The following is an 18703-nucleotide window of genomic DNA, read 5'->3' as shown; positions in this document are numbered from 1 at the left end:
GGTGACGGCCACGACGGACAACCGCGGTCGGTCACTGCTGCGCCGGGAATCCGGCGGGCTCGGCGTCGACATCGTGGCCATCATGACGTCGAGTCTCGCCACGGGCGCCCTCGGATTCGTGTTCTGGACCATCGCCGCCCGCGGCTACACCACCGCGGAGGTCGGTCGTGCCTCGGCCATCATCTCCTCGGCCACACTGCTGGCGACGCTGTCGAATCTCAGCATCAACAGCCTGTACGAGCGATTCCTGCCGGTCGCCGGGGGTCGCGCGCATCGCCTGCTCGTGCTCGGGCGGTCGGTCATCATCGCGACCGCCGCCGTCCTCGGCGTCGGCTTCGTGCTCCTCGGACCGCGCGACACCCTGTTCACCTCGAGCACCCAGGCGTGGCTGTACCCGGCGTTCGTCGTCGTACTGGGCATCTTCGCCATCCAGGATTCGATGCTGATCGGTCTGGGCCGGTCGCGCACCGTCGCCACCAAGAACATCACGCAGTCGACGATCAAGCTGATCCTGGTGGCCGCACTGATCCCCCTCGGCACCGGGTCCGCCGTCGTCTGGGCGTGGGTGCTTCCCGCCGCGGCGATCTCGCTGTGGATCGGGATGACCGCGATCCGCGACGGCGCCCGCGCGATGACCGGACCGTCGATCCTGCCGCGCCGCACCGAGATCGTCCACTTCTACGCCGGTTCGTTCGCGATGACCGCGGTCGGAGTGGTCGTGCCGCTCGTCGTGCCGCTCGTCATCGTGGCGCGTCTCGGCGCGGAGATGAACGCGTACTTCACCATCTGCTGGCTCGTCATCAGCACGGCGGCGGTCCTGCTCAACGCCACCGCAGCGCCGTTCGTGGCGACCGCATCCGAGCCGGGCACCGATCTGCGACAGGCGACGCTGCGTTTCATCGCACTCTGCGGTGGCGCGAGCATCGTCGGATGCGTCGCACTCGTCGTGACCGCACCGTGGATTCTGTCGATCATGGGTCCGCAATACGCCGCCGAGGGCACCGACCTCATCCGACTGATGGCACTGACGTTGCCGACGGTCGCGTTCGTCACCATCTACACCGCGCTCGCCCGCGTCGAGCGCCGGCTGCGCCTCGCCGTCATCACGCAGGTCGTGTTCGGCGTCGTCGTCGTCACCGGCATCGCCTTCAGCACCGACCACTGGGGAATCATCGGCGTCGCGTACGTGTACCTGACCGCCGACGTCATCATCGCCGCCATCGTCGCCATCCCCGGCATCCGGATGATCCGCCGGGCCCTGCGCACCAGCGCGCGTCGTGACGTCAGACACGGTCACGAGGACGACGAGAACCCGGTCGCCCCGGGACGACATCGCGCCACACCGGAGCGTCCGGCCGTGGTGCTATGGCCGTATCCGGACACACCGGCCTCCGCGACACCGGCATCCCCGACAGCAGCATCCCCCACAGCAGAGCACGAGCCAGCACATCCGGAGAAGACAGAGTGACGACACGCATTCCCGTCGAGCACACCGACATCGCGTCCACGGCACACCCCGCGATCCGCCGTCCCCGCGGCGAGAGCGGACGCTCGACGAGCGTCGCCGGCCGGATGGCGGCGGCCGCCGAGACGTATGGCGACGCCGTCGCGCTGCGGACCGCTGACGCGGGCACCACCGAGGGCATCGGCTATCGCACCCTGCTCGACCGGGCTCGACGAATCTGCTCGGCGATCGACTCGACCACCGCACCGGGCGATCAGCCGGTCGTCGTGCAGGTGGCCATGTCCGGCGACGCGGTGGCCGTCGTTCTCGGAGTCTTCCTGTCCCGGCGGCCGATCGTCGCGATGGATCCGGCGCTCCCGGCGGAGCGCGTGCGGGTCATCCTCGATCAACTGCGCCGGCACGGACGTCCGCCCGCGATGATCATCGCCGACGACGCCCACCTGGCCGTCGCACGGCAGGCCGCCGACGACACCCTCGAGATACGCCGCGTCGACGAGCTGTCGACCGACGCCGCGAATTCCGTCGCCAGAGCCGCCGCATCGCGGGCACACGACGAGTCGCACGCCGTCACCAGCATTCAGTTCACCTCGGGGTCCACCGGAACCCCCAAGGGCGTCCTGCATCCCAACGCCATGTGGCTGTGCGACGCCGATCTGATGAACGGGCCCTTCGGAATCGGGCCCGGCCGGCGGGTGGCGCTCTGCCTGCCGATCAGTTTCGGGGCGGGCCTCAACGTCCTGATCGGCTCGCTCCTCAACGGTGCCGAGGTGACCGCGATCGATCCCCGGTCGACCTCGCCGGAGCAGTTGCTCGACCAGATGTCCGATGCGGGCGCGACGATCGCGTTCATGACCCCCTCGCTGCTGCGCGCCCTCAGCGGCATCAGCGGTCGTGACCACCGCGCGTGGACCGGTCTCGGACGCGTCATCACCACCGGCGAGGCCCTCCCCGGCGACGTCGCCCGCGCAGCCCTGGACCGCTCACCACATCTCACGGTGACCAACTGGGTCGGGTCGTCGGAGACCTCGGCCCTCGCGTACTTCGATGTGCGTCAGGGCGACACGATCCCCGCGGGAATCCTCCCGGCCGGACACGCCGCCCCCGAGAAGCTCATCGACATCGACACCGACGGACGGATCGTGGTGTCGTCGCCGTACCTCGCGCTCGGCTATCTGGATCCCACGTCGGACACCGGACATTTCGAGCGGGACTCCCTGGGCCGCAGCATCTTCCGGATGAGCGACCGAGGCGAGCTAGCCGAAGGTATCCTGCATCTGCGTGGTCGCGCCGACAACGCGGTCAAGATCCGCGGCTACCTCGTCGAGCCCGCGGAGATCGAACGGGCGTTGTTGGCCGACGGCGACATCGCCGAGGTGGTCGTGATCGCGCAGCAGACCGGCACCGCCGCCGACACCGCGAATGCTGCGGCCGATGAGGCACCGGAGCCGCCCGCTGGACGATCCGCACCGACCGCTCCCGACGCGACTCTCGTCGCCTACGTGGTGCCGAACGGTCGAGTGCGCACCCCGGCACCGTCGGAGTTGCGTACGCGGCTGCACGAGACGCTGCCGCCATGGATGGTGCCGGCGACGATCGTCGAGCTGTCCGAACTCCCGAGGACCGCGCGCGGCAAGGTGGACCGGGCCGCGCTGCCCGCACCGCGGCGTGTCATCGAGCAGCCCCGCGGGCACCTCGAGGCGGCGATCGCCCACATCTGGGCACGCGAACTCCATCTCGACACCATCGGCCGCACCGAGAACATCTATGCGCTGGGCGCGGATTCGCTGACCGTGCAGCAGATCCTGGTGCAGATCACCGAGCAGCTGGGCGTCGCCCTCACCCAGTCGGAAGCGGCCGGCGCACCGACCGTCGCCGAGATGGCCGTCGCCGCGAGCGCCCACCGGTCCGGCCCGCGTCGACGTCCGCGCGGCGGTCTCGCCCCGACCACCATCCGTCTGCGCGCCGCGGAGGGCCGGACGGTGTTCTGCTACACCGGTGCCGGGGCATCAGCCCTGGCGTTCGTACCGCTCGCCGACCATTTGTCACACCTCGACGCCATCGGCTCGGTCCACGCCTTCCAGCCCCACGGACTCGACAACCGCGGCCTTCCCGATTGGACGATCGACCGCGCGGTCCGCCGTCATCTCCGTGACCTCCGTCGACTGCAACCGTCCGGCCCCTATGTGCTCGTGGGCCATTCGCTCGGCGGGTTCCTTGCCCTGGAGACCGCCCGGCGACTGCGTGCCGCCGGCGAGCAGGTCGACATGGTGGTCGTCCTGGACACCTTCGTGCCCCCGCGGGTGACCGGAGCGGTCCGCGACAGCACCCCCGATCTGACCGTGACCCCGGACGAGGCACCGCTCCCGCGCGCCGAACTGTGGCGCCGGCGTGCGCGTCTGCCGCTCGCCGGGATCGTCCCGATGTCGCCGGTCGCGGCCGCCGGCGCGATGGAGGAGGTCGGTCGACGCGTCGGCCTGCTCCACCGGCCCCGGCCCTACGACGGCCGGGTGCTGCTGGTGCAGGGCAGCGAGAACCACGACGACCCGCGGATCTGGTCCGAGCACATCACGACCGGCGACCTCACCGTCCGACGACTCGACTGCGACCACATGTCGATCATCCGGGCACCGCACATCACCGAGGTCATCGACGCAATGAGCGAGTCCCTCGACCTCCACTGAGCCTCGGCCGGGGTGAACGCGGTCGGCGTCGACCGCAGTGGTCGGCGCCGCGTATACGCGTGCAGCACGAGAAGGCCGGGGCGACAATTGTTGTCGTCCCCGCCTTCACATTCCGCTGCAGTATCGTCGCCACGTCTGGCTTCCGGGGATCAGCCCAGATGCACGTGATCCGGGCGCCGGCAAAGGATGCGCGAGTACAGATTCGGGGTGAGGACGATCCCGGCGGCGAAGACCGCCGACCGGACCTGCCGGTCGGCCAGCAAGGGCACGACATCGCGCAGGGAGCTGCGTTCACGGGCGCCGACGAGGAGTCCGTCGATCACCTCTCCGCCGGCGGCGCCGTCGTGGCGGGCGCGCATCGCCATGTGGGCCGCCGGGATCAGCACCTCGCGATAGGCGAAGCGTCGTCGGAGTCGGCGACGACGCCGACCAGCCGCGATCGTGTCGATCACCTCCGACATCTCATCGCCCATCTCGAACAGACCCAAGGTGTGGCCGTTCACCGTGCGCGACACCGAGTCCGCGCGCTGCCGGTATCGATACAGGGCGACGCCCACCATGGCCACCCGATCCGAACGCAGGGCCATGCGCGCCGTCGCGACCATGTCCTCATACGCGCGACGCTCGTCCCACGGGGCGGCACCGAGGACGTCTCGCCGGAAGACGTGTCCACCGGGCAGCGCCTTCACCGTGCCGGTCACCAACAATTCGACGAATCCCGAACCGGTGACCGCGCCGTTCGGCGCCGCGTCCTCCAGAACCCCTCGCGCGCGTCCGTCCGGGCCGACGAGCGCTGTGCGGCAGGCGGCGACGTCGGCGTCGAGGTCGGTGAGTGCGTCGACCATGATCCGGGTGAACGCCGGGTCGGCGAGGTCGTCGCTGTCGAAGAACCAGACGACCTGTCCGGACGCGGCCGCGACCCCGGCGTTGCGTGCACAACCGGCGCCCCGATTGCGGTCCTGGCGGACCACGGTGTGGTCGACACGCGCCGCGGTCAGGACCTCGACGGCGATCTCGATGGAACGATCTCCACCGAGGTCGTCGACGAGCACGACCTGATCGACAGGATGTTCCTGGGCGAGGACGGCATCGAGGCACTCGCGGATGTACCGCTCGCTCCGGTGGATCGGGATGACGACCGACAGCGACAGCCGCTCTGTCCCGACGTGCTCTGACAGATGTATCGTCGGCGTGCTCCGATCACCATTGAGCACGCCGTGGTCACTTTCTCCCTGCCGGACACCGATGGAGAAAGGGTAACCTAACCTGCGTCATCGTCCCAGTTCGGGGCCGGTGAGACGAGTCACCGACAGGCCGATGGCCATTCGCCGGCTCCGTGACCACCGCTCCCGGATGCTCACAGCCGCACGGTCGCGAGCACTCCATGATGATCGGAGCCCGGTAGATCGATCCGTCGAAACGAGGTCGGTGTCGGACCGTTGCGGGTCAGCACCCGGTCCAGCGCGAGCAGCGAGGGATAGGGCCGGCCGGCGGGATAGGTCGCGACGATGCCCGATCCGAGGTGCTCTGCGGCGTCGGTCAGTTGGGGTGAGTCCGGTGCGTCGGAGCCCGACAGCAACAGCCGGAAGGCGCGGTGATCGTAGGTCGAGTTGGCGTCGGCGCCGATGATCAGCGGCGCCGCGTCGGCGGAGAGGATCGACCGCAACTCGCGGAGCTCGGCATCCCAGCGCCACGACGGCTCGGGATACGGCGGCAGAGGGTGCAGTGCATACACCGATATGGGCCTTCGGTTCGGAAACGAGAGTCGCGCATGGAGATTCGACAGCTCGAAACCGCGCAGGAGCTGCCCGTCGGTGAGCGGGGCCCGCGCATAGATTCCCGCGCCGCCTCCACCGTCGCGCGGATGCAGGAACGCGAACGGCAGCGCCCGGCGCAGTCCGGCGCGCTCGAGGGCCCCCACCGCATCGGGCGTCAGCTCGATCACCGTCAGGACGTCGACGTCGGAGTCACGCACCCGCGACACCAGTGCGTCCGGGTCGGCCCGCCCGAGAAAGATGTTCGCCTGCATCACGGTCAGGTCCGAGTCCGAGACCTGTTCGTCCACCCCGCGATACAGCGGAGCCTGTGACAGAACGCCGACGGCGACGACGAGCACGGCGACCGCCGCGGAGATCCAGGCGCGCGCGAACAGCAACAGCACCAGACCGAGGACGCCGACGAGGATCAGCACCGGCGTGAACGACGCCACACGGGACGCGAGATTACTGACCAGACCGGAATGGTGGGCCGCGATCCCCGCGATCGCGACGACGACCGCACCCCACCCGAGCAGTCGAACCAGTCCACGCATGCGGTCGATCCTGTCATGGTCGCCGTCAACGGTTTCCACCGCGTCGGCCCGCGGCGGCACCGTGTCGGTGGGGCCGCTCAGCCGTAGGCGACGTCGATGGCGTACTGCGTGAACCCGAGCCGGTCATAGGTGTGCAGGGCCGCGGTGTTGTCGCCCTCGACGTAGAGTTCGACCTCGCTCAGGCCCCGGTCGGCGAGGTGATGCAGTCCGGCGAGGGTCAGGAGCCGGCCGAGTCCGCGACCCTGGGCGTCGGGGTCGACCCCGACGATGTAGACCTCACCGAGTTCGGCATCGTGACGTTTGGTCCAGTGGAATCCGAGGAGCCGCCGCGGATCCCCGGTGTCGAAGGCCAGGAACAGGCCTTCGGGATCGAACCACGAGCTGTTCACGCGCTCGGCGATCTGCGCCGTCGTCCATCCGCCTTGCTCGGGGTGCCAGTCGAAAGCCGCATTGTTGACCCGGAGGATCTCGGCGTCGTCGGCCGACCCGGCGTACGTGCGCAGCACGAGCGAGTCGCCGACCGCGAGCGCGGGGAGCTCGTCGGCCTCGGGCCCCAACGGCCGTCGGAGCTGCAGGAGTTCGCGTCGCCGACGCAGACCCAGCGACGCGGCCAGCGCTACGGCGCCGGGCAGATCGCCGTGCGCCCAGGCACGCGGCGCCGGATCGGCGACGAGGTCGCGGGCGACGTCGAAGGCCACGGTCAGCAGCGCCCGGCCGTGGCCACGACGTCGGGCGTCCGGGCTCACCACCGCCTCGACCATCGCCGGTTCACCATCCCGGCCGGCCACCACATTCGCATATCCCACATCGGAGACGACATGACGCACACCGTCTTCCGCGCCGGAGCCCATCGCGTGAATCGCCTGCTCGGCCAGCGGCGACACCCCGTCGGAGTCGGTGGCGGCCGTGACGAGACCGCGCGCGAAGTCCGCGACATCCGGGGTGAGCCGATCGTGGACCGCCGGGGCGGGGCCGGCCGGATCAGTTTCCGTTGGCGCTGGCACTGAACTCCTCGTCGAACGGGCCGTCGAGATCATCGGGATCGAGATCGTCGTCCTCATCGTCGACGACGACATCGAGATCGCCACCACCGCCTGCCGCGCGGCCCCGATTCGGACGCACTGCCTTGTAGCCGACGTTGCGAACGGTGCCGATCAGGGATTCGTGCTCGGCACCGAGTTTCGCGCGCAGGCGCCGGACGTGCACATCCACGGTGCGCGTGCCGCCGAAGAAGTCGTATCCCCAGACCTCTTGCAGCAGTTGAGCTCTGGTGAAGACACGCCCCGCGTTCTGGGCGAGGTACTTCAGCAGCTCGAACTCCTTGTAGGTGAGATCGAGAGGACGCCCGCGCAGTCGGGCGGTATAGGTGCCCTCGTCGATGATGAGCTCGCCGAGAGTGACCTTCCCGCTGGCCTCCTCGGTGGTCATCCCCCTGGTGCGCACGACGAGCAACCGAAGGCGCGCATCGAGTTCCGCAGGCCCGGTGCCGGGTAGCAGGAACTCGTCGAGTCCCCAGTCGGCGTTCACCGCGACGAGTCCACCCTCGGTCAGTACGGCCGCCACCGGCACCGACGATCCGGTACTGCCCAGCAGGCGACACAGTCCACGCGCAGCTGCGAGATCGGTACGGGCGTCCACGATGGCGACGTCGGCGTTGCCGGCCTCCATCAGGGACGACACCTCGGTCGGCGCGACCCGAACCGTGTGCGCGAGCAGAGATAGCGAGGGCAGGACGGATTCCGGGTTCGGATCGGCTGTCAACAGCAAGAGATCCATGAACAACTCCGATCTCGTTCGTTCCCCGGTCCGGTCGTCTCCGCACCGTTTCGGCCCATGATCTCCGACCGTCCCGTCGCGGTTCGCGCGGCGACGCATTGTTTACGCCGCCTTACCAACGTGTGCGCGATAGGTGACAGAATAGCGCCAATGTCGGGATCCGCTGTCAACAAGGCGCTCAGGGGAGGCCGAGGCGGGCGCACCCGGGCCGCGCGAGGTCGGTCACACCCCGGGCATCGCATACTCGGGGTCGGCATCATCGCAGTGATCGTGGTCACAGTCGCCGTGCTCCTCACCGACACCGTCACCGCCATGCGCACGGAACACGGCTTCTCGCGTGCGTTGCTGGCATCCCCGCATCTGACCTACGAACCCGAGGTCACCATCAGCGGCTTTCCCTTTGTCACGCATGCACGCACCGACCGGTTCACCGGCGCGGTCATCACCGCCCGCGGCGTGCCGGTGGCGTGCCCGCCGCGCGAGCGCTGTCACGCCGAACTCGGCGCCACCCTGGGCCCGATCACAGTCCCGGACGGCTTCTCGATCGCATCGAGTGACATCGTGCACACCGACTCCCTGAGCGCGTACACCCGGCTGGACTCGGTGAACCTGGGCCGCATGCTGGGGATCGTCGACCTCACCGTCAGCACCCCTGCCCCGACCGACAAGGCGGGTGGCGGGGGGCCCGGCGACGGGTTGCTCCGGCGATCGAGCGGAGTCGTACTGACCGGGACCGTCCCGCTGCCATCGGCGCGCGCATCCACGGACCCGCCGTCGGCATCGACGTACGATGGTCCGACCGCGCGGGTCAGCGTCCTCGTCGACCTGTCCGTCGTCGGCGGGCGGCTGCATGTGCAGGCGACCGACTTCTACCGCGGCCCCGAACGCCACGCGGACGACGAGGTGGCCGATGATCTCCGCGAGAATGTGCTGTCCGCGTTCACCGCGACCCTCCCCGCTCTACCCATGCCATGGGATGTCGCCCCCACCGGCGCGCACAGTGAAGGCAGCGACGTTCTGCTCGCCGGCGACGACGGGCCCCGCGACCTGCGGCCTGACGAGTTCTGAGTTGCACCGGGGGGCGCCGCGGGGCGGGGTTGGGGCCGCCGGTGCGTCTCTAGTACCCTGGTCCGCATGCAACTGCGCCGTGAGTTCATGCTCACTCGCCGTCGTGCGATCGACTTCTGTCGCGTCGCCGATTGTTGCTGTCGTTAGACAGTGAACGCGGCGCCTCGTCGGCGCGTTCACCGCGACGATGGCGGCCGGTGCGGTTCTCTGCATGTCCTCCTCCCACCTCGCGTCTGATCCGAGTCTTCGTCGGTGAGCGCGGTGCGTGACGGATCAACCGGTCGACATCACCTCGAATCCCCATCGAAATCAATGTCCTACAAGGAATCCGGGAAGGATCAACCATGGCACGTTCCGACGTCCTGGTCAGCGCCGATTGGGCTGAGCAGAACCTCACCACCGATGGTGTCGTCTTCGTCGAGGTCGACGAGGACACCTCCGCCTACGACGGTGGGCACATCGCCGGCGCCGTGAAGCTCGACTGGAAGACCGATCTGCAGGATCCGGTCCGTCGTGACTTCGTGAACGCCGAGCAGTTCGGCGCACTGCTGTCCGAGCGCGGCATCTCCAACGACGACACCGTGGTGCTCTACGGCGGCAACAACAACTGGTTCGCCGCCTACGCCTACTGGTACTTCAAGCTGTACGGCCACAACGACGTCAAGCTCCTCGACGGCGGCCGCAAGAAGTGGGAACTCGACGGGCGCCCGCTGAGCACGGACGCCGTGAGCCGTCCGGCCACCACCTACAAGGCCGGCGAGCCCGACCTGACCATCCGCGCGTTCCGCGACGAGGTCGTCGCCGACATCGGCGTCAAGAACCTGGTCGACGTCCGCAGCCCTGACGAGTTCTCGGGCAAGATCCTCGCGCCGGCCCACCTGCCGCAGGAGCAGAGCCAGCGTCCCGGCCACATCCCCGGTGCCATCAACGTGCCGTGGAGCAAGGCGGCCAACGAGGACGGCACCTTCAAGAGCGACGACGACCTCAAGGCGCTCTACGACGAGGCCGGCCTCGACGGCTCCAAGGACACCATCGCGTACTGCCGTATCGGCGAGCGCTCGAGCCACACCTGGTTCGTGCTGAAGGAACTGCTCGGCCAGCAGAACGTGAAGAACTACGACGGCAGCTGGACCGAATACGGCTCGCTGATCGGCGTCCCGATCGAGCTCGGAGAAGGAAAGTAATCATCATGTGTGCTGCACCCAAGCAGGGACAGAAGCTGCCGGCAGGCGTCGACGTCGAGAAGGAGACCGTCCTGACCGGGCAGGTCAACGACTCGTCCGGCACCCCGGTCGCCGGCGCCTTCGTCCGGCTCCTCGACTCGACCGGTGAGTTCACCGCCGAGGTCGTGGCGAGCCCGACCGGCGACTTCCGGTTCTTCGCCGCCCCCGGTACGTGGACACTGCGTGCGCTGTCCTCGGTCGGCAACGGCGACGTGACCATCTCGCCGGACGGCCCCGGGGTCCACGAGCACGACATCGTCGTCGCGAAGTAACCTCCGGACATCCCCGGCCTCAGGGCCCGGTCGCCGCACGGTGACCGGGCCCTGAGTCGTCTGTTCCCTCCGGGGCTCCGGCGTCCCCGGGTCAGCCGCGTTCGGCGCGCTCCGCCAGGCGATCGAGCGAGGCCCGCAGGCGGTCGGGGGTGGTCTCGCGCGCCCTGGGCAGACGGTTGGGGTCGTGCAGGTCGGTCCAGTCGTAGGTGTGAACGACGCGACTGCCGCCCTCCTCCGGCGTGATCGCCCAGCGCCACAGGTGACCGACCGGCGCAGCAGAGGGTTCGGCCGGGCGCCATGCGATGAGGCGCCCCTCCTCGAACTCGACGACGTGGTTCTCGCGCACCTGACCGTTGGTGAGGGTCATGGCGAACACGTCGCCGACACCGGTCACCCGCTGTCCGGGGGCGGCCTCCGCCAGGTTGTCGTTGCCGTCCCATTCCGGTTGGCGGGTCGGGTCGGCGATCAGCTCGAAGATCTCCTCCGGCGCCGCCGAGATGAGTCGGGATGCCGTCGAGATGCGCGTGTCATCGGTCATCTGCTCATCCAATCGCATCACCCGACCTCAGGTCGAGAGCGTCCGGCGCGCGCGGTAAACTGCCCATCGTGGTCATATTCTTCGAGATCCTCCTGATCCTGGCGTCGATCCTGATCGCCTGGTTCGGTGTCTACGTCCTCTACCGTCTGATCACCGACGAGTCGTGACCTCCGCCGACGCGGACAGCAACGACGAGAACGGTCGGTCGGACCTCCGCCGATCCGGCGACGAGGCGATCAACCGGGCGGCCGAGCGCGCCAAGGAGACCGCCGAACGCAACCTTCCCGAGTGGGGTGAGCTCCCGCTCCCCCACGACACCGCCAATCTGCGTCAGGGCGCCGACTTGCACTCCGGGCTGCTCGCCCTCCTGCCGATGGTCGGGGTGTGGCAGGGCGAGGGCGAGGGCAACGACCCGGAGAGCGGCGAGGATTATCACTTCGCGCAGCAGATCATCATCAGCCACGACGGCCAGAACTTCCTGAACTGGCAGTCGCGTTCCTGGGTCATCGACGAGGACGCGCGGTTCGTGCGACCGGATCTTCGCGAGACCGGATATTGGCGGATCGGTGAGGACGACTCGATCGAACTCCTCCTCGCGCACGCCGAGGGGTCGATCGAACTGTTCTACGGTCGGCCACTGACCCAGACCTCCTGGGAACTGGCGACCGACGTCGTGATCAAGGCCGATTCCGGACGGCGGACCGGCGGGGCCAAGCGGCTCTACGGTCTGGTCGAGGACGGCGATCTCGCCTACGTCGAGGAACGCGTCGACGCCGACGGTGATCTCATCCCGCGACTGTCGGCCAAACTCCGCCGCTACGCGGGCTGACCGCATCGGCCTGCGTCACCGGCCGCGACGCAACCACCGGCGATCCGACCACGCCAGATAGAGATTCTTCTTCGGGATCGCGCTGTACACGACGGTCCCCAGCATGATCACCACGGAGCCGTAATTCGTTGCGGTACCGGGTTTCCCGCTGGTGCCCGGGATCACGGCGCCGGACGTCGCGAACGACGCCGACCGCCCCGGCCTGCTGTCGACTCGCTCCCCGACCACCGAGAACACCTGTCCGGCGTCGGCGTCAGCCCGTACCGGGAAGGTCATCGCCGTGCGCGGTCCGATCTCGGCGACCGCACGCTCCTCGCCACGGTTGAACAGCACCGCGACGGACTCCTCGCCGGTGTTGCGGATCGTCATCGTCTCCGCGCCCGTGCGGTATTGATAGGTCACCCCGGACGCCTCGGCGTCGAGATAGATCTGCTGGGGATAGCCGCAGTCCCAGTCGGCGCTCCAGGGGGTCAGGAAGTGGTAGTCGAGATACTCCCGACGTCCGGGGACCGGCAGCACGCTGGGCATCAGCTCACCGCCGGCGAACCACATCACCCCGACCAAGGTGGGGCTGCCGTCGGTCCGCGGCGCCTGGACGTAGCAGACCGAATCGCCGGGCGGCACCGGAACCGACTCGCCGGGCCGCGCGATCACCAGATCCAACGGGCCCGCGGCACCGACCGTGAGGACGCCGACCGGGCCCGCGCCGCGGTTGTGAATGGCCACCTCGCCGTCCACGCGAGTGTGATGCACGCCCGCCGCCACCGGGTCGGCGAAGACGAATGAGGGTGACGTCGGTACGCCGAAGTCGACGTCGCCCGGCTTCCAGAACAGACCGTCCGGATCCCGGTCGGCCCAGCGCACCTCGTCGGGTCCCGGTCCGTCGAGCACGAACCGCGGCTCGTCGCCGTACGGGTCGGTCGCCGCGCTGATCTGTCCGACGCACACGGGACGGCCGTCGACCCGCTCGGTCTGCAGGATGTGGAACTCGGCGGCCGGGAGCTCCACCGAATCGCCCAACGGCACATGGGTGAAGCGAGTGCCGTCGATGCCGGGCAGTTCCGGCGTCGACAGGACACCGAGGTCTCGGTGGCCCCGGTTGTGCAGGATCACCCGGCGCGAACCGGCGGAGTGGCTGTAGGTGACGCCGGTGACGTGACCGGGCGTCCACGTCGCCGCACCGTCGTTCGTCCAATCGGCGTCGTCGGGGGTGAGGAACCGACCGCGGATCCGGTCGTCGGCGCGGCCGTCGGAGAGATGCCGGTCGATGCTCGGGAGTTCGTGCACCGGTGCGGGTGCTGCGAGCAGCGAGTCGTCGGCGGACACCACGTGCGCATGTGTCGTGGTCATGTCGGTCTCCCTCGGAAGTGATCCTCGTGTCAGTGATTCGCATCCCGGCCGGTCTCGGATGGGATGGGTGATCGGGGTCGATCACGCCTCTGAGGCAAGTTCACGTCAGATCCGGTACGCGAGCACGAGTAGTCGACTACTTGACTTGGTGGTCGCACCCTGGGTGACCTGCGTTACACCATCGATGTGGTACGAACGGACCTTTCGGGACACGACGTGGCCCAGACATGGAACGGCCCCCGCACCACCCGTGAGACGGGCGACGTCGATCGGACAGGATCGAGGTGCGGGGGCCGGGTGACCATCGGGTATTCGCCGGCGCGGCGTGTGCGGTACGGGTTCGGGGTCCGAACACCTCCGGCACACATCCGGGCAGTGAATGCCACGGGGTCCGCGCTAGCGGATGGTCACCTCACGTGTCCAACAGTCATACAACTTCGAACCACCTCCTTCCTCGTGTACAGCCGAAGATACGCTCGCCGACGACGACCGGCAACGGATTTACCGATCTGCCGCGGCAGGCGCGATGTCGAGCAGCCTGCAGTCCGGGTTCATCGCGGAAACTTCGTGTGGCGCAACGTGATGCGTGACGACGATGACCGTCCGCCCGCGACCGAACCAGCCGCCGTCGGCGGCCACGAGCCGGCGCATGACCGCGGCCGCGTCGTCGGCGTCGAGGTGTTCGGTCGGTTCGTCGAGCAGCACGACGGGCGCCGGGTGCAGCAGCGCTCTCGCGAGCAACAGTCGACGACGTTGGCCGCCGCTGACGGCCTCCCCGCCACCGACCAGATCGGTGTCGAGCCGCTCGGGCAGCGACTCCACCCAGGAGCGCAGGCCGACGGTGTCGAGCGCCGCCATCAGGTCGTCGTCGCCGGCGTCCCCGCGCGCGAGCAGCAGGTTCTCGCGGACCGTCGTCGAGAAGACGTGGCCCTCTTCGGCGAAATAGCAGACGGCGGATCGCGGATCGACGGGGCCGCCGGTGTCGTCGACGACGGTGACGCGCCCGGCACGTGAAGCGAGAAGCCCGGCGATCGTGACCAGCAGCGTCGACTTGCCCGATCCGCTCGGCCCGACCACCACCATCCGTTCACCGGGCCCCAGACGCATCGTGAGTCCGTCGGCACCGATGAGATCGCGGCCGACGAGATCCTGGTCGGCCAGGTCGGGGCCACCCGGCCACCCCCAGTGCAGCGCCTCCGTGGACACGGTGACCGGCCCGGTGTGCGGCGGCAGATCCCACGGGCCGGTCACCGATTCGTCCTCGGCGGGCCCGGCGACGGACGCAGAGGCGACAGGTGCAGCGGCGACAGGTGCAGCGGCGACAGGTGCAGCGGCGGCGGTCGCGGGTGCACCGGCCCGATCGACGAGCGCCATGACACGTGCTGCCGCCTGCCGGCTGCGTTCGAGCTGGATACCCGCCTCGGTGAGCGGGGCAGTCGACTCGAACGCGGACAGCGGCAGCAGGATCAGCACACCCAGGATCATCGGGGTGAGCCCCTCGCCGGAGGCCACCGACGCGAGCGAACCCGACACCGTCGAGGCCAGATGCACACCGATCAGGCAGGCTGCGAGCAGGGAGACCCCCAGGGACAGCGGGGTGGCCGCGGCGGCCGCCGCCTCGTGGCGCAGTCCGCGGTCCGCCGCCGCACGGGCGGCGAGGTCCGCCCGGGCCGCGGTGGCGAGCACCTGTTCACGGCGCCGGGCGACGATGAGTTCCGGCGCATGCCACAGTGCGGCCATCACCGCTTCGGAGGTCTGCGTCGACGCCGTCGACCCGTCGGCGATCGCAGTCGCGGCACCGCGGGCGGCCAGCCACGGTGCGATGACGCCACTGACCACGAGTGCGACCGCGAGAACGATTGCCGCCCACAAGGACACCAACGCCATGATGACGACGGCCGCCACGCTGGTCACCGCGCCGACCGCGATGGGGATGACCCCGCGGATCAACGCGTTGCCGATCTCGTCGATGTCGTCGCCGGTCCGGGCGAGCAGATCTCCGCGCCGCAACATCACCGAGTAGGCGGGTGACCCGGCGGCCAGCGTCCGGTAGATCCGTTCGCGCGCAGTCGCCATCGCCCCGAGCGCCAGGTCGTGGGTGGCGAGACGTTCGAGGTAACGGAAGACGCCGCGCGAGATGCCGAGTGCGCGGACCGCGGTGATGGCGACCGACAGATAGAGGACCGGTGGCATCTGCCAGGCGCGGGTGATCAGCCACGCCGACAACGCGGCCAAGCCCAGTGCCGACAACGCCCCTCCGACACCCAGCAGTACCGACGACACCATCGGGCGACCACGGAGTCTGAGGAACGCGAACGCGCGGCGCAACGGATCGCGGCCGGCCCCGTCGACGCTCGCCGTCTCGACGTCAGACACCTTCTCCTCCACCCACGTCGATGATCTGATCGGCGAAGGTCCGCGCGATCGGCTGATGGGCGATCACGACGACCGTGTCGCCCGCACGGGCCCGCGCGGTCAGTGCGTCGAGTACGCGCGCCGCGGAGACGTCGTCGAGGTGGGCCGTCGGCTCGTCGAGCAGCATCAACGGCGACGGTGAGGCGAGCACGCGGGTGAGTGCCAGACGCTGGCGTTGTCCGGCCGACAATCCCACCCCGCCGGCCCCCAGGATGGTGTCCGGGCCGGCGGGCAACGACGCCAGCACACCGTCGAAACCCGTTGCCGCCGCGGCGCTCCGGATGGCCGCCGCGTCCAGGGTGCCGAACAGCGCGAGATTGTCGGCCACGGTGCCGGGTACGACGACGGGTTGCTGGGGCAGCCACGCCATCTGTTCGTGCAGCGCATCCGGGTCGAGCTCGGCGACCGAGATCGAGCCGATCAGCACCGACCCCTCGTCCGGATTGAGCAGCCCCATGACGGCGAGCAACGCCGTCGACTTCCCCGCGCCGTTGCGACCGGTCAGCACGGTCAGCTCACCGGGCCGGATGACGGCGCTGAGACGATAGGGGGCCCAGCCGTCCCTGCCGTGTACGCCCACGTCCAGCAGCGTGATCGGCGTGCCCGCGACCACGCAGGTGCGAGTACCCGGTGTCACCGCAGGTGCGTCGTCCGCGCCCTCGATGAGGTCGATCACCTCGCCCGCGGCCGCCACGCCGTCGGCGGAGTTGTGGAACTGCGCACCCACCCGACGCAACGGGTGATAGGCCTCCGGCGCCAGGATCAGCGCGAGAATCCCGGCGTACAGGCTCATCTCGCCGTACACGAGGCGGAGGCCGATGCCGACGGCCACCAGGGCCACGCAGAGGGTGGCGAGCAGTTCGAGGACGGCCCCGGACAGGAACGCCACGCGCAGTGCCGACATCGTGCTGCGCCGATGCGCCTGGCCGAGCACGGCGACCCGATCGGCAGGTCCGCGCGACCGGTTCATCGCACGCAATGTCGGCAGTCCCGCGATGAGGTCGAGCAGCTGGGCCGTCAGACGGCTCATCGTGGCCAGTTTGCGGGCCGTCCGGTCGCGGGTCATCAGACCGATCAGCACCATGAACAACGGGATGAGCGGCAGCGTGATCAGGATGATCAGCGCCGACGGCCAGTCGGTCACGGCGATCACCGCGACCACCGTCGGGGTCACGGTCACGGTGACGATCAGCGCGGGCAGGTACCCGGACAGATAGGGCCCGAGGCTGTCCAGTCCGCGCAGCAGCACCGTCGTCGCGTGGTCGCGGCGTGCGAGCAGATCACGCGGCGACGTCCGGGACGGATCGGTGAGCACCTCGAGCGCCTGGTTGCGCAACTGTGCGATCACCCTCGCCGACGCTCGTTGGGCGTACCGATCGTGCAGGAAGCTCATGAGGGCGCGCACCCCCAGCGCCCCGGCGAGGACGACGAGATGTACCTGCTGGGCGGCGATCGAGCGCGCCGGCGGATCGACGATGATCTCGGAGACGATGGATGCGGCCATCGCCGCCGTCACGATGATCGCGATGACCGTCGCCGCCGAGAAGGCCGCGGTGACGATCACGTACCCGCGCGCCCGCGACGAGTGCCGAATCAATCTCGGATCGATCGGCCCGGTCCGGACTCTGGCGGACGAGCCGCCGTCGTCGACACCGAGCGTGTCGTCGGCGACCGTTGCCCGGGTCATTCAGTCGGCACGCGCAGCGACGGCAGGCCGCTCGGCTCCGGGATCTGGTCCACCGAGATCCGCTTGCGGAACACCCAGTAACTCCAGGCCTGGTACCCGATGACGACCGGGGTGATGAACAGTGCCGCCCAGGTCATGATGGTGAGCGTGTAATGACTCGACGACGTGTTGTCGATCGTCAGGTTGTAGGCCGGATTCGTGGTCGACGGCAACACATTCGGGTACAGCACCGAGAACAGGGTCGCGACGGTGCCCGCGATGGCCACCGATGTCGCCAGGAACGCGATGCCCTCCCACTTGAGTCGGGTGGCGAGCACCATGACCACGGCGGCGACAGCCGCGATCAGAACCGGGATCCACGTCCAGCCGTTGCCGTAGGCGAACTGGGTCCACAGCAGGAACGCGGCCGCGACGACGAGCGTCGGGATCGCCAGTCGTGACGCGTACTTCATCGAATCCTGCTGCAGCACACCGTTGGTCTTGAGGGCGAGGAACACCGCACCGTGAGTGAGGAACGCGAGCAGGGTCGTCGCACCGCCGAGCAGCGCATACGGGTTCAGCAGGTTGAAGAAGCCTGCCGTGTACTGCGCGTCGGCGTCGATCGGCAGACCGCGGATGACGTTGGCGAAGGCCACCCCCCACAGGATCGCCGGAATCCATGACCCCAGACCGATGCCGATGTCGGCCCACGTCCGCCACTTCGGATCGTTGATCTTGCCGCGCCACTCGATGGCACACACCCGGGTGATCAGACCGACCAGGATGAGGAACAACGGCAGATAGAACGCCGTGAACATGGTTGCATACCAACCACCGAACGCGGCGAACAGAGCGCCACCCGCGGTCAGCAACCACACCTCGTTGCCGTCCCACACCGGACCGATGGTGTTGAGGATCGCACGACGACGCTTGTCGGGGTCGGCGAGGACGTCGCCGGCCGCGACCTGATCGTCACCGCCGGTGTGGCTCGAGCCGAGGAACGGCATGAGCATGCCCACGCCGAAGTCGAAGCCCTCGAGTACGAAGTACCCGACGAACAGCACCGCGATGATCAGGAACCAGAACTCGGGAAGTCCCATGGGTGGTCT

15 protein-coding genes are annotated in these 18703 nt (G+C 69.0%); 6 read left to right on the top strand and 9 right to left on the bottom strand.

Translation table 11 applies throughout. The annotated features are described in order from the left end of the window. Position 1: 1 nt before the first annotated feature. Entirely contained in the window at positions 2–1468 is a 1467-nt protein-coding gene (locus QSJ19_RS08135; RefSeq protein WP_286319560.1) for a lipopolysaccharide biosynthesis protein, read from the top strand. Then, positions 1465–4146 (top strand): alpha/beta fold hydrolase, encoded by a 2682-nt coding sequence (locus QSJ19_RS08130; RefSeq protein ID WP_286319559.1) that lies wholly within the window; start codon positions 1465–1467, stop codon positions 4144–4146. Before QSJ19_RS08135 ends, QSJ19_RS08130 begins: the two co-directional genes overlap by 4 nt. A 149-nt stretch (positions 4147–4295) precedes the next feature. Here the strand turns inward: QSJ19_RS08130 and QSJ19_RS08125 are convergent, their stop codons facing one another. The 4 genes from QSJ19_RS08125 to QSJ19_RS08110 all read right to left on the bottom strand — a co-directional run bounded on the left by QSJ19_RS08125 (position 4296) and on the right by QSJ19_RS08110 (position 8233). Continuing rightward, positions 4296–5360, bottom strand: coding sequence for a glycosyltransferase family 2 protein (locus QSJ19_RS08125; RefSeq protein ID WP_286319558.1), 1065 nt, complete (start codon positions 5358–5360; stop codon positions 4296–4298). 143 nt (positions 5361–5503) lie between these two features. Next, complete coding sequence (locus tag QSJ19_RS08120; RefSeq protein ID WP_286319557.1) at positions 5504–6457, bottom strand: endonuclease/exonuclease/phosphatase family protein; 954 nt, start codon at positions 6455–6457, stop codon at positions 5504–5506. A 77-nt stretch (positions 6458–6534) separates the two neighbouring features. Beyond that, on the bottom strand, positions 6535–7461 hold the full coding sequence (gene mshD / locus QSJ19_RS08115) for a mycothiol synthase (RefSeq protein ID WP_286319556.1): 927 nt from the start codon (positions 7459–7461) through the stop codon (positions 6535–6537). Further along, positions 7439–8233, bottom strand: coding sequence for a winged helix-turn-helix transcriptional regulator (locus tag QSJ19_RS08110; protein ID WP_286319555.1), 795 nt, complete (start codon positions 8231–8233; stop codon positions 7439–7441). Before QSJ19_RS08110 ends, mshD begins: the two co-directional genes overlap by 23 nt. 150 nt (positions 8234–8383) lie before the next feature. On the opposite strand from QSJ19_RS08110, the gene QSJ19_RS08105 reads away from it, so the two are divergent. The 3 genes from QSJ19_RS08105 to QSJ19_RS08095 all read left to right on the top strand — a co-directional run bounded on the left by QSJ19_RS08105 (position 8384) and on the right by QSJ19_RS08095 (position 10796). Next, positions 8384–9301: an LmeA family phospholipid-binding protein gene (locus QSJ19_RS08105; protein ID WP_286319554.1), complete on the top strand. Its 918-nt coding sequence runs from the start codon at positions 8384–8386 to the stop codon at positions 9299–9301. A gap of 344 nt (positions 9302–9645) precedes the next feature. Continuing rightward, positions 9646–10485 (top strand): sulfurtransferase, encoded by an 840-nt coding sequence (locus QSJ19_RS08100; RefSeq protein WP_286319553.1) that lies wholly within the window; start codon positions 9646–9648, stop codon positions 10483–10485. 5 nt (positions 10486–10490) lie between these two features. After that, positions 10491–10796, top strand: coding sequence for a DUF1416 domain-containing protein (locus QSJ19_RS08095; protein ID WP_286319552.1), 306 nt, complete (start codon positions 10491–10493; stop codon positions 10794–10796). A 91-nt stretch (positions 10797–10887) separates the two neighbouring features. Here the strand turns inward: QSJ19_RS08095 and QSJ19_RS08090 are convergent, their stop codons facing one another. Continuing rightward, a complete protein-coding gene (locus tag QSJ19_RS08090; protein ID WP_286319551.1) occupies positions 10888–11334 on the bottom strand; it encodes an SRPBCC family protein in 447 nt (148 codons plus the stop codon). A gap of 163 nt (positions 11335–11497) precedes the next feature. On the opposite strand from QSJ19_RS08090, the gene QSJ19_RS08085 reads away from it, so the two are divergent. Then, positions 11498–12163 (top strand): heme-binding beta-barrel domain-containing protein, encoded by a 666-nt coding sequence (locus tag QSJ19_RS08085; RefSeq protein ID WP_286319550.1) that lies wholly within the window; start codon positions 11498–11500, stop codon positions 12161–12163. 15 nt (positions 12164–12178) lie between these two features. Here the strand turns inward: QSJ19_RS08085 and QSJ19_RS08080 are convergent, their stop codons facing one another. The 4 genes from QSJ19_RS08080 to cydB all read right to left on the bottom strand — a co-directional run bounded on the left by QSJ19_RS08080 (position 12179) and on the right by cydB (position 18694). After that, on the bottom strand, positions 12179–13513 hold the full coding sequence (locus tag QSJ19_RS08080) for a hypothetical protein (protein WP_286319549.1): 1335 nt from the start codon (positions 13511–13513) through the stop codon (positions 12179–12181). A 501-nt stretch (positions 13514–14014) separates the two neighbouring features. After that, entirely contained in the window at positions 14015–15889 is a 1875-nt protein-coding gene (gene cydC, locus QSJ19_RS08075; protein ID WP_286319548.1) for a thiol reductant ABC exporter subunit CydC, read from the bottom strand. Beyond that, positions 15882–17615: a thiol reductant ABC exporter subunit CydD gene (gene cydD / locus QSJ19_RS08070; protein WP_286319547.1), complete on the bottom strand. Its 1734-nt coding sequence runs from the start codon at positions 17613–17615 to the stop codon at positions 15882–15884. The genes cydC and cydD overlap by 8 nt, the downstream gene beginning before the upstream one ends. Further along, positions 17612–18694, bottom strand: coding sequence for a cytochrome d ubiquinol oxidase subunit II (cydB, locus tag QSJ19_RS08065; RefSeq protein ID WP_286319546.1), 1083 nt, complete (start codon positions 18692–18694; stop codon positions 17612–17614). Before cydB ends, cydD begins: the two co-directional genes overlap by 4 nt. Positions 18695–18703 lie beyond the last annotated feature (9 nt).

Origin of the sequence: Gordonia sp. ABSL11-1 (assembly GCF_030315685.1) — a bacterium.
GTDB lineage: Bacteria > Actinomycetota > Actinomycetes > Mycobacteriales > Mycobacteriaceae > Gordonia.
Note: the sequence above shows the minus strand (reverse complement) of the source record. Positions and strands in the feature narration are given on the sequence as shown.

Bases quoted from the DNA above. Each gene is read 5' to 3' on its own strand.
- QSJ19_RS08120 (WP_286319557.1), bottom strand. From the start codon at position 6,457: ATGCGTGGACTGGTTCGACTGCTCGGGTGGGGTGCGGTCGTCGTCGCG.
- QSJ19_RS08100 (WP_286319553.1), top strand. From the start codon at position 9,646: ATGGCACGTTCCGACGTCCTGGTCAGCGCCGATTGGGCTGAGCAGAAC.
- cydD (WP_286319547.1), bottom strand. From the start codon at position 17,615: ATGACCCGGGCAACGGTCGCCGACGACACGCTCGGTGTCGACGACGGC.
- cydB (WP_286319546.1), bottom strand. From the start codon at position 18,694: ATGGGACTTCCCGAGTTCTGGTTCCTGATCATCGCGGTGCTGTTCGTC.
- QSJ19_RS08090 (WP_286319551.1), bottom strand. From the start codon at position 11,334: ATGACCGATGACACGCGCATCTCGACGGCATCCCGACTCATCTCGGCG.
- QSJ19_RS08110 (WP_286319555.1), bottom strand. From the start codon at position 8,233: ATGGATCTCTTGCTGTTGACAGCCGATCCGAACCCGGAATCCGTCCTG.
- QSJ19_RS08095 (WP_286319552.1), top strand. From the start codon at position 10,491: ATGTGTGCTGCACCCAAGCAGGGACAGAAGCTGCCGGCAGGCGTCGAC.
- QSJ19_RS08080 (WP_286319549.1), bottom strand. From the start codon at position 13,513: ATGACCACGACACATGCGCACGTGGTGTCCGCCGACGACTCGCTGCTC.
- QSJ19_RS08105 (WP_286319554.1), top strand. From the start codon at position 8,384: ATGTCGGGATCCGCTGTCAACAAGGCGCTCAGGGGAGGCCGAGGCGGG.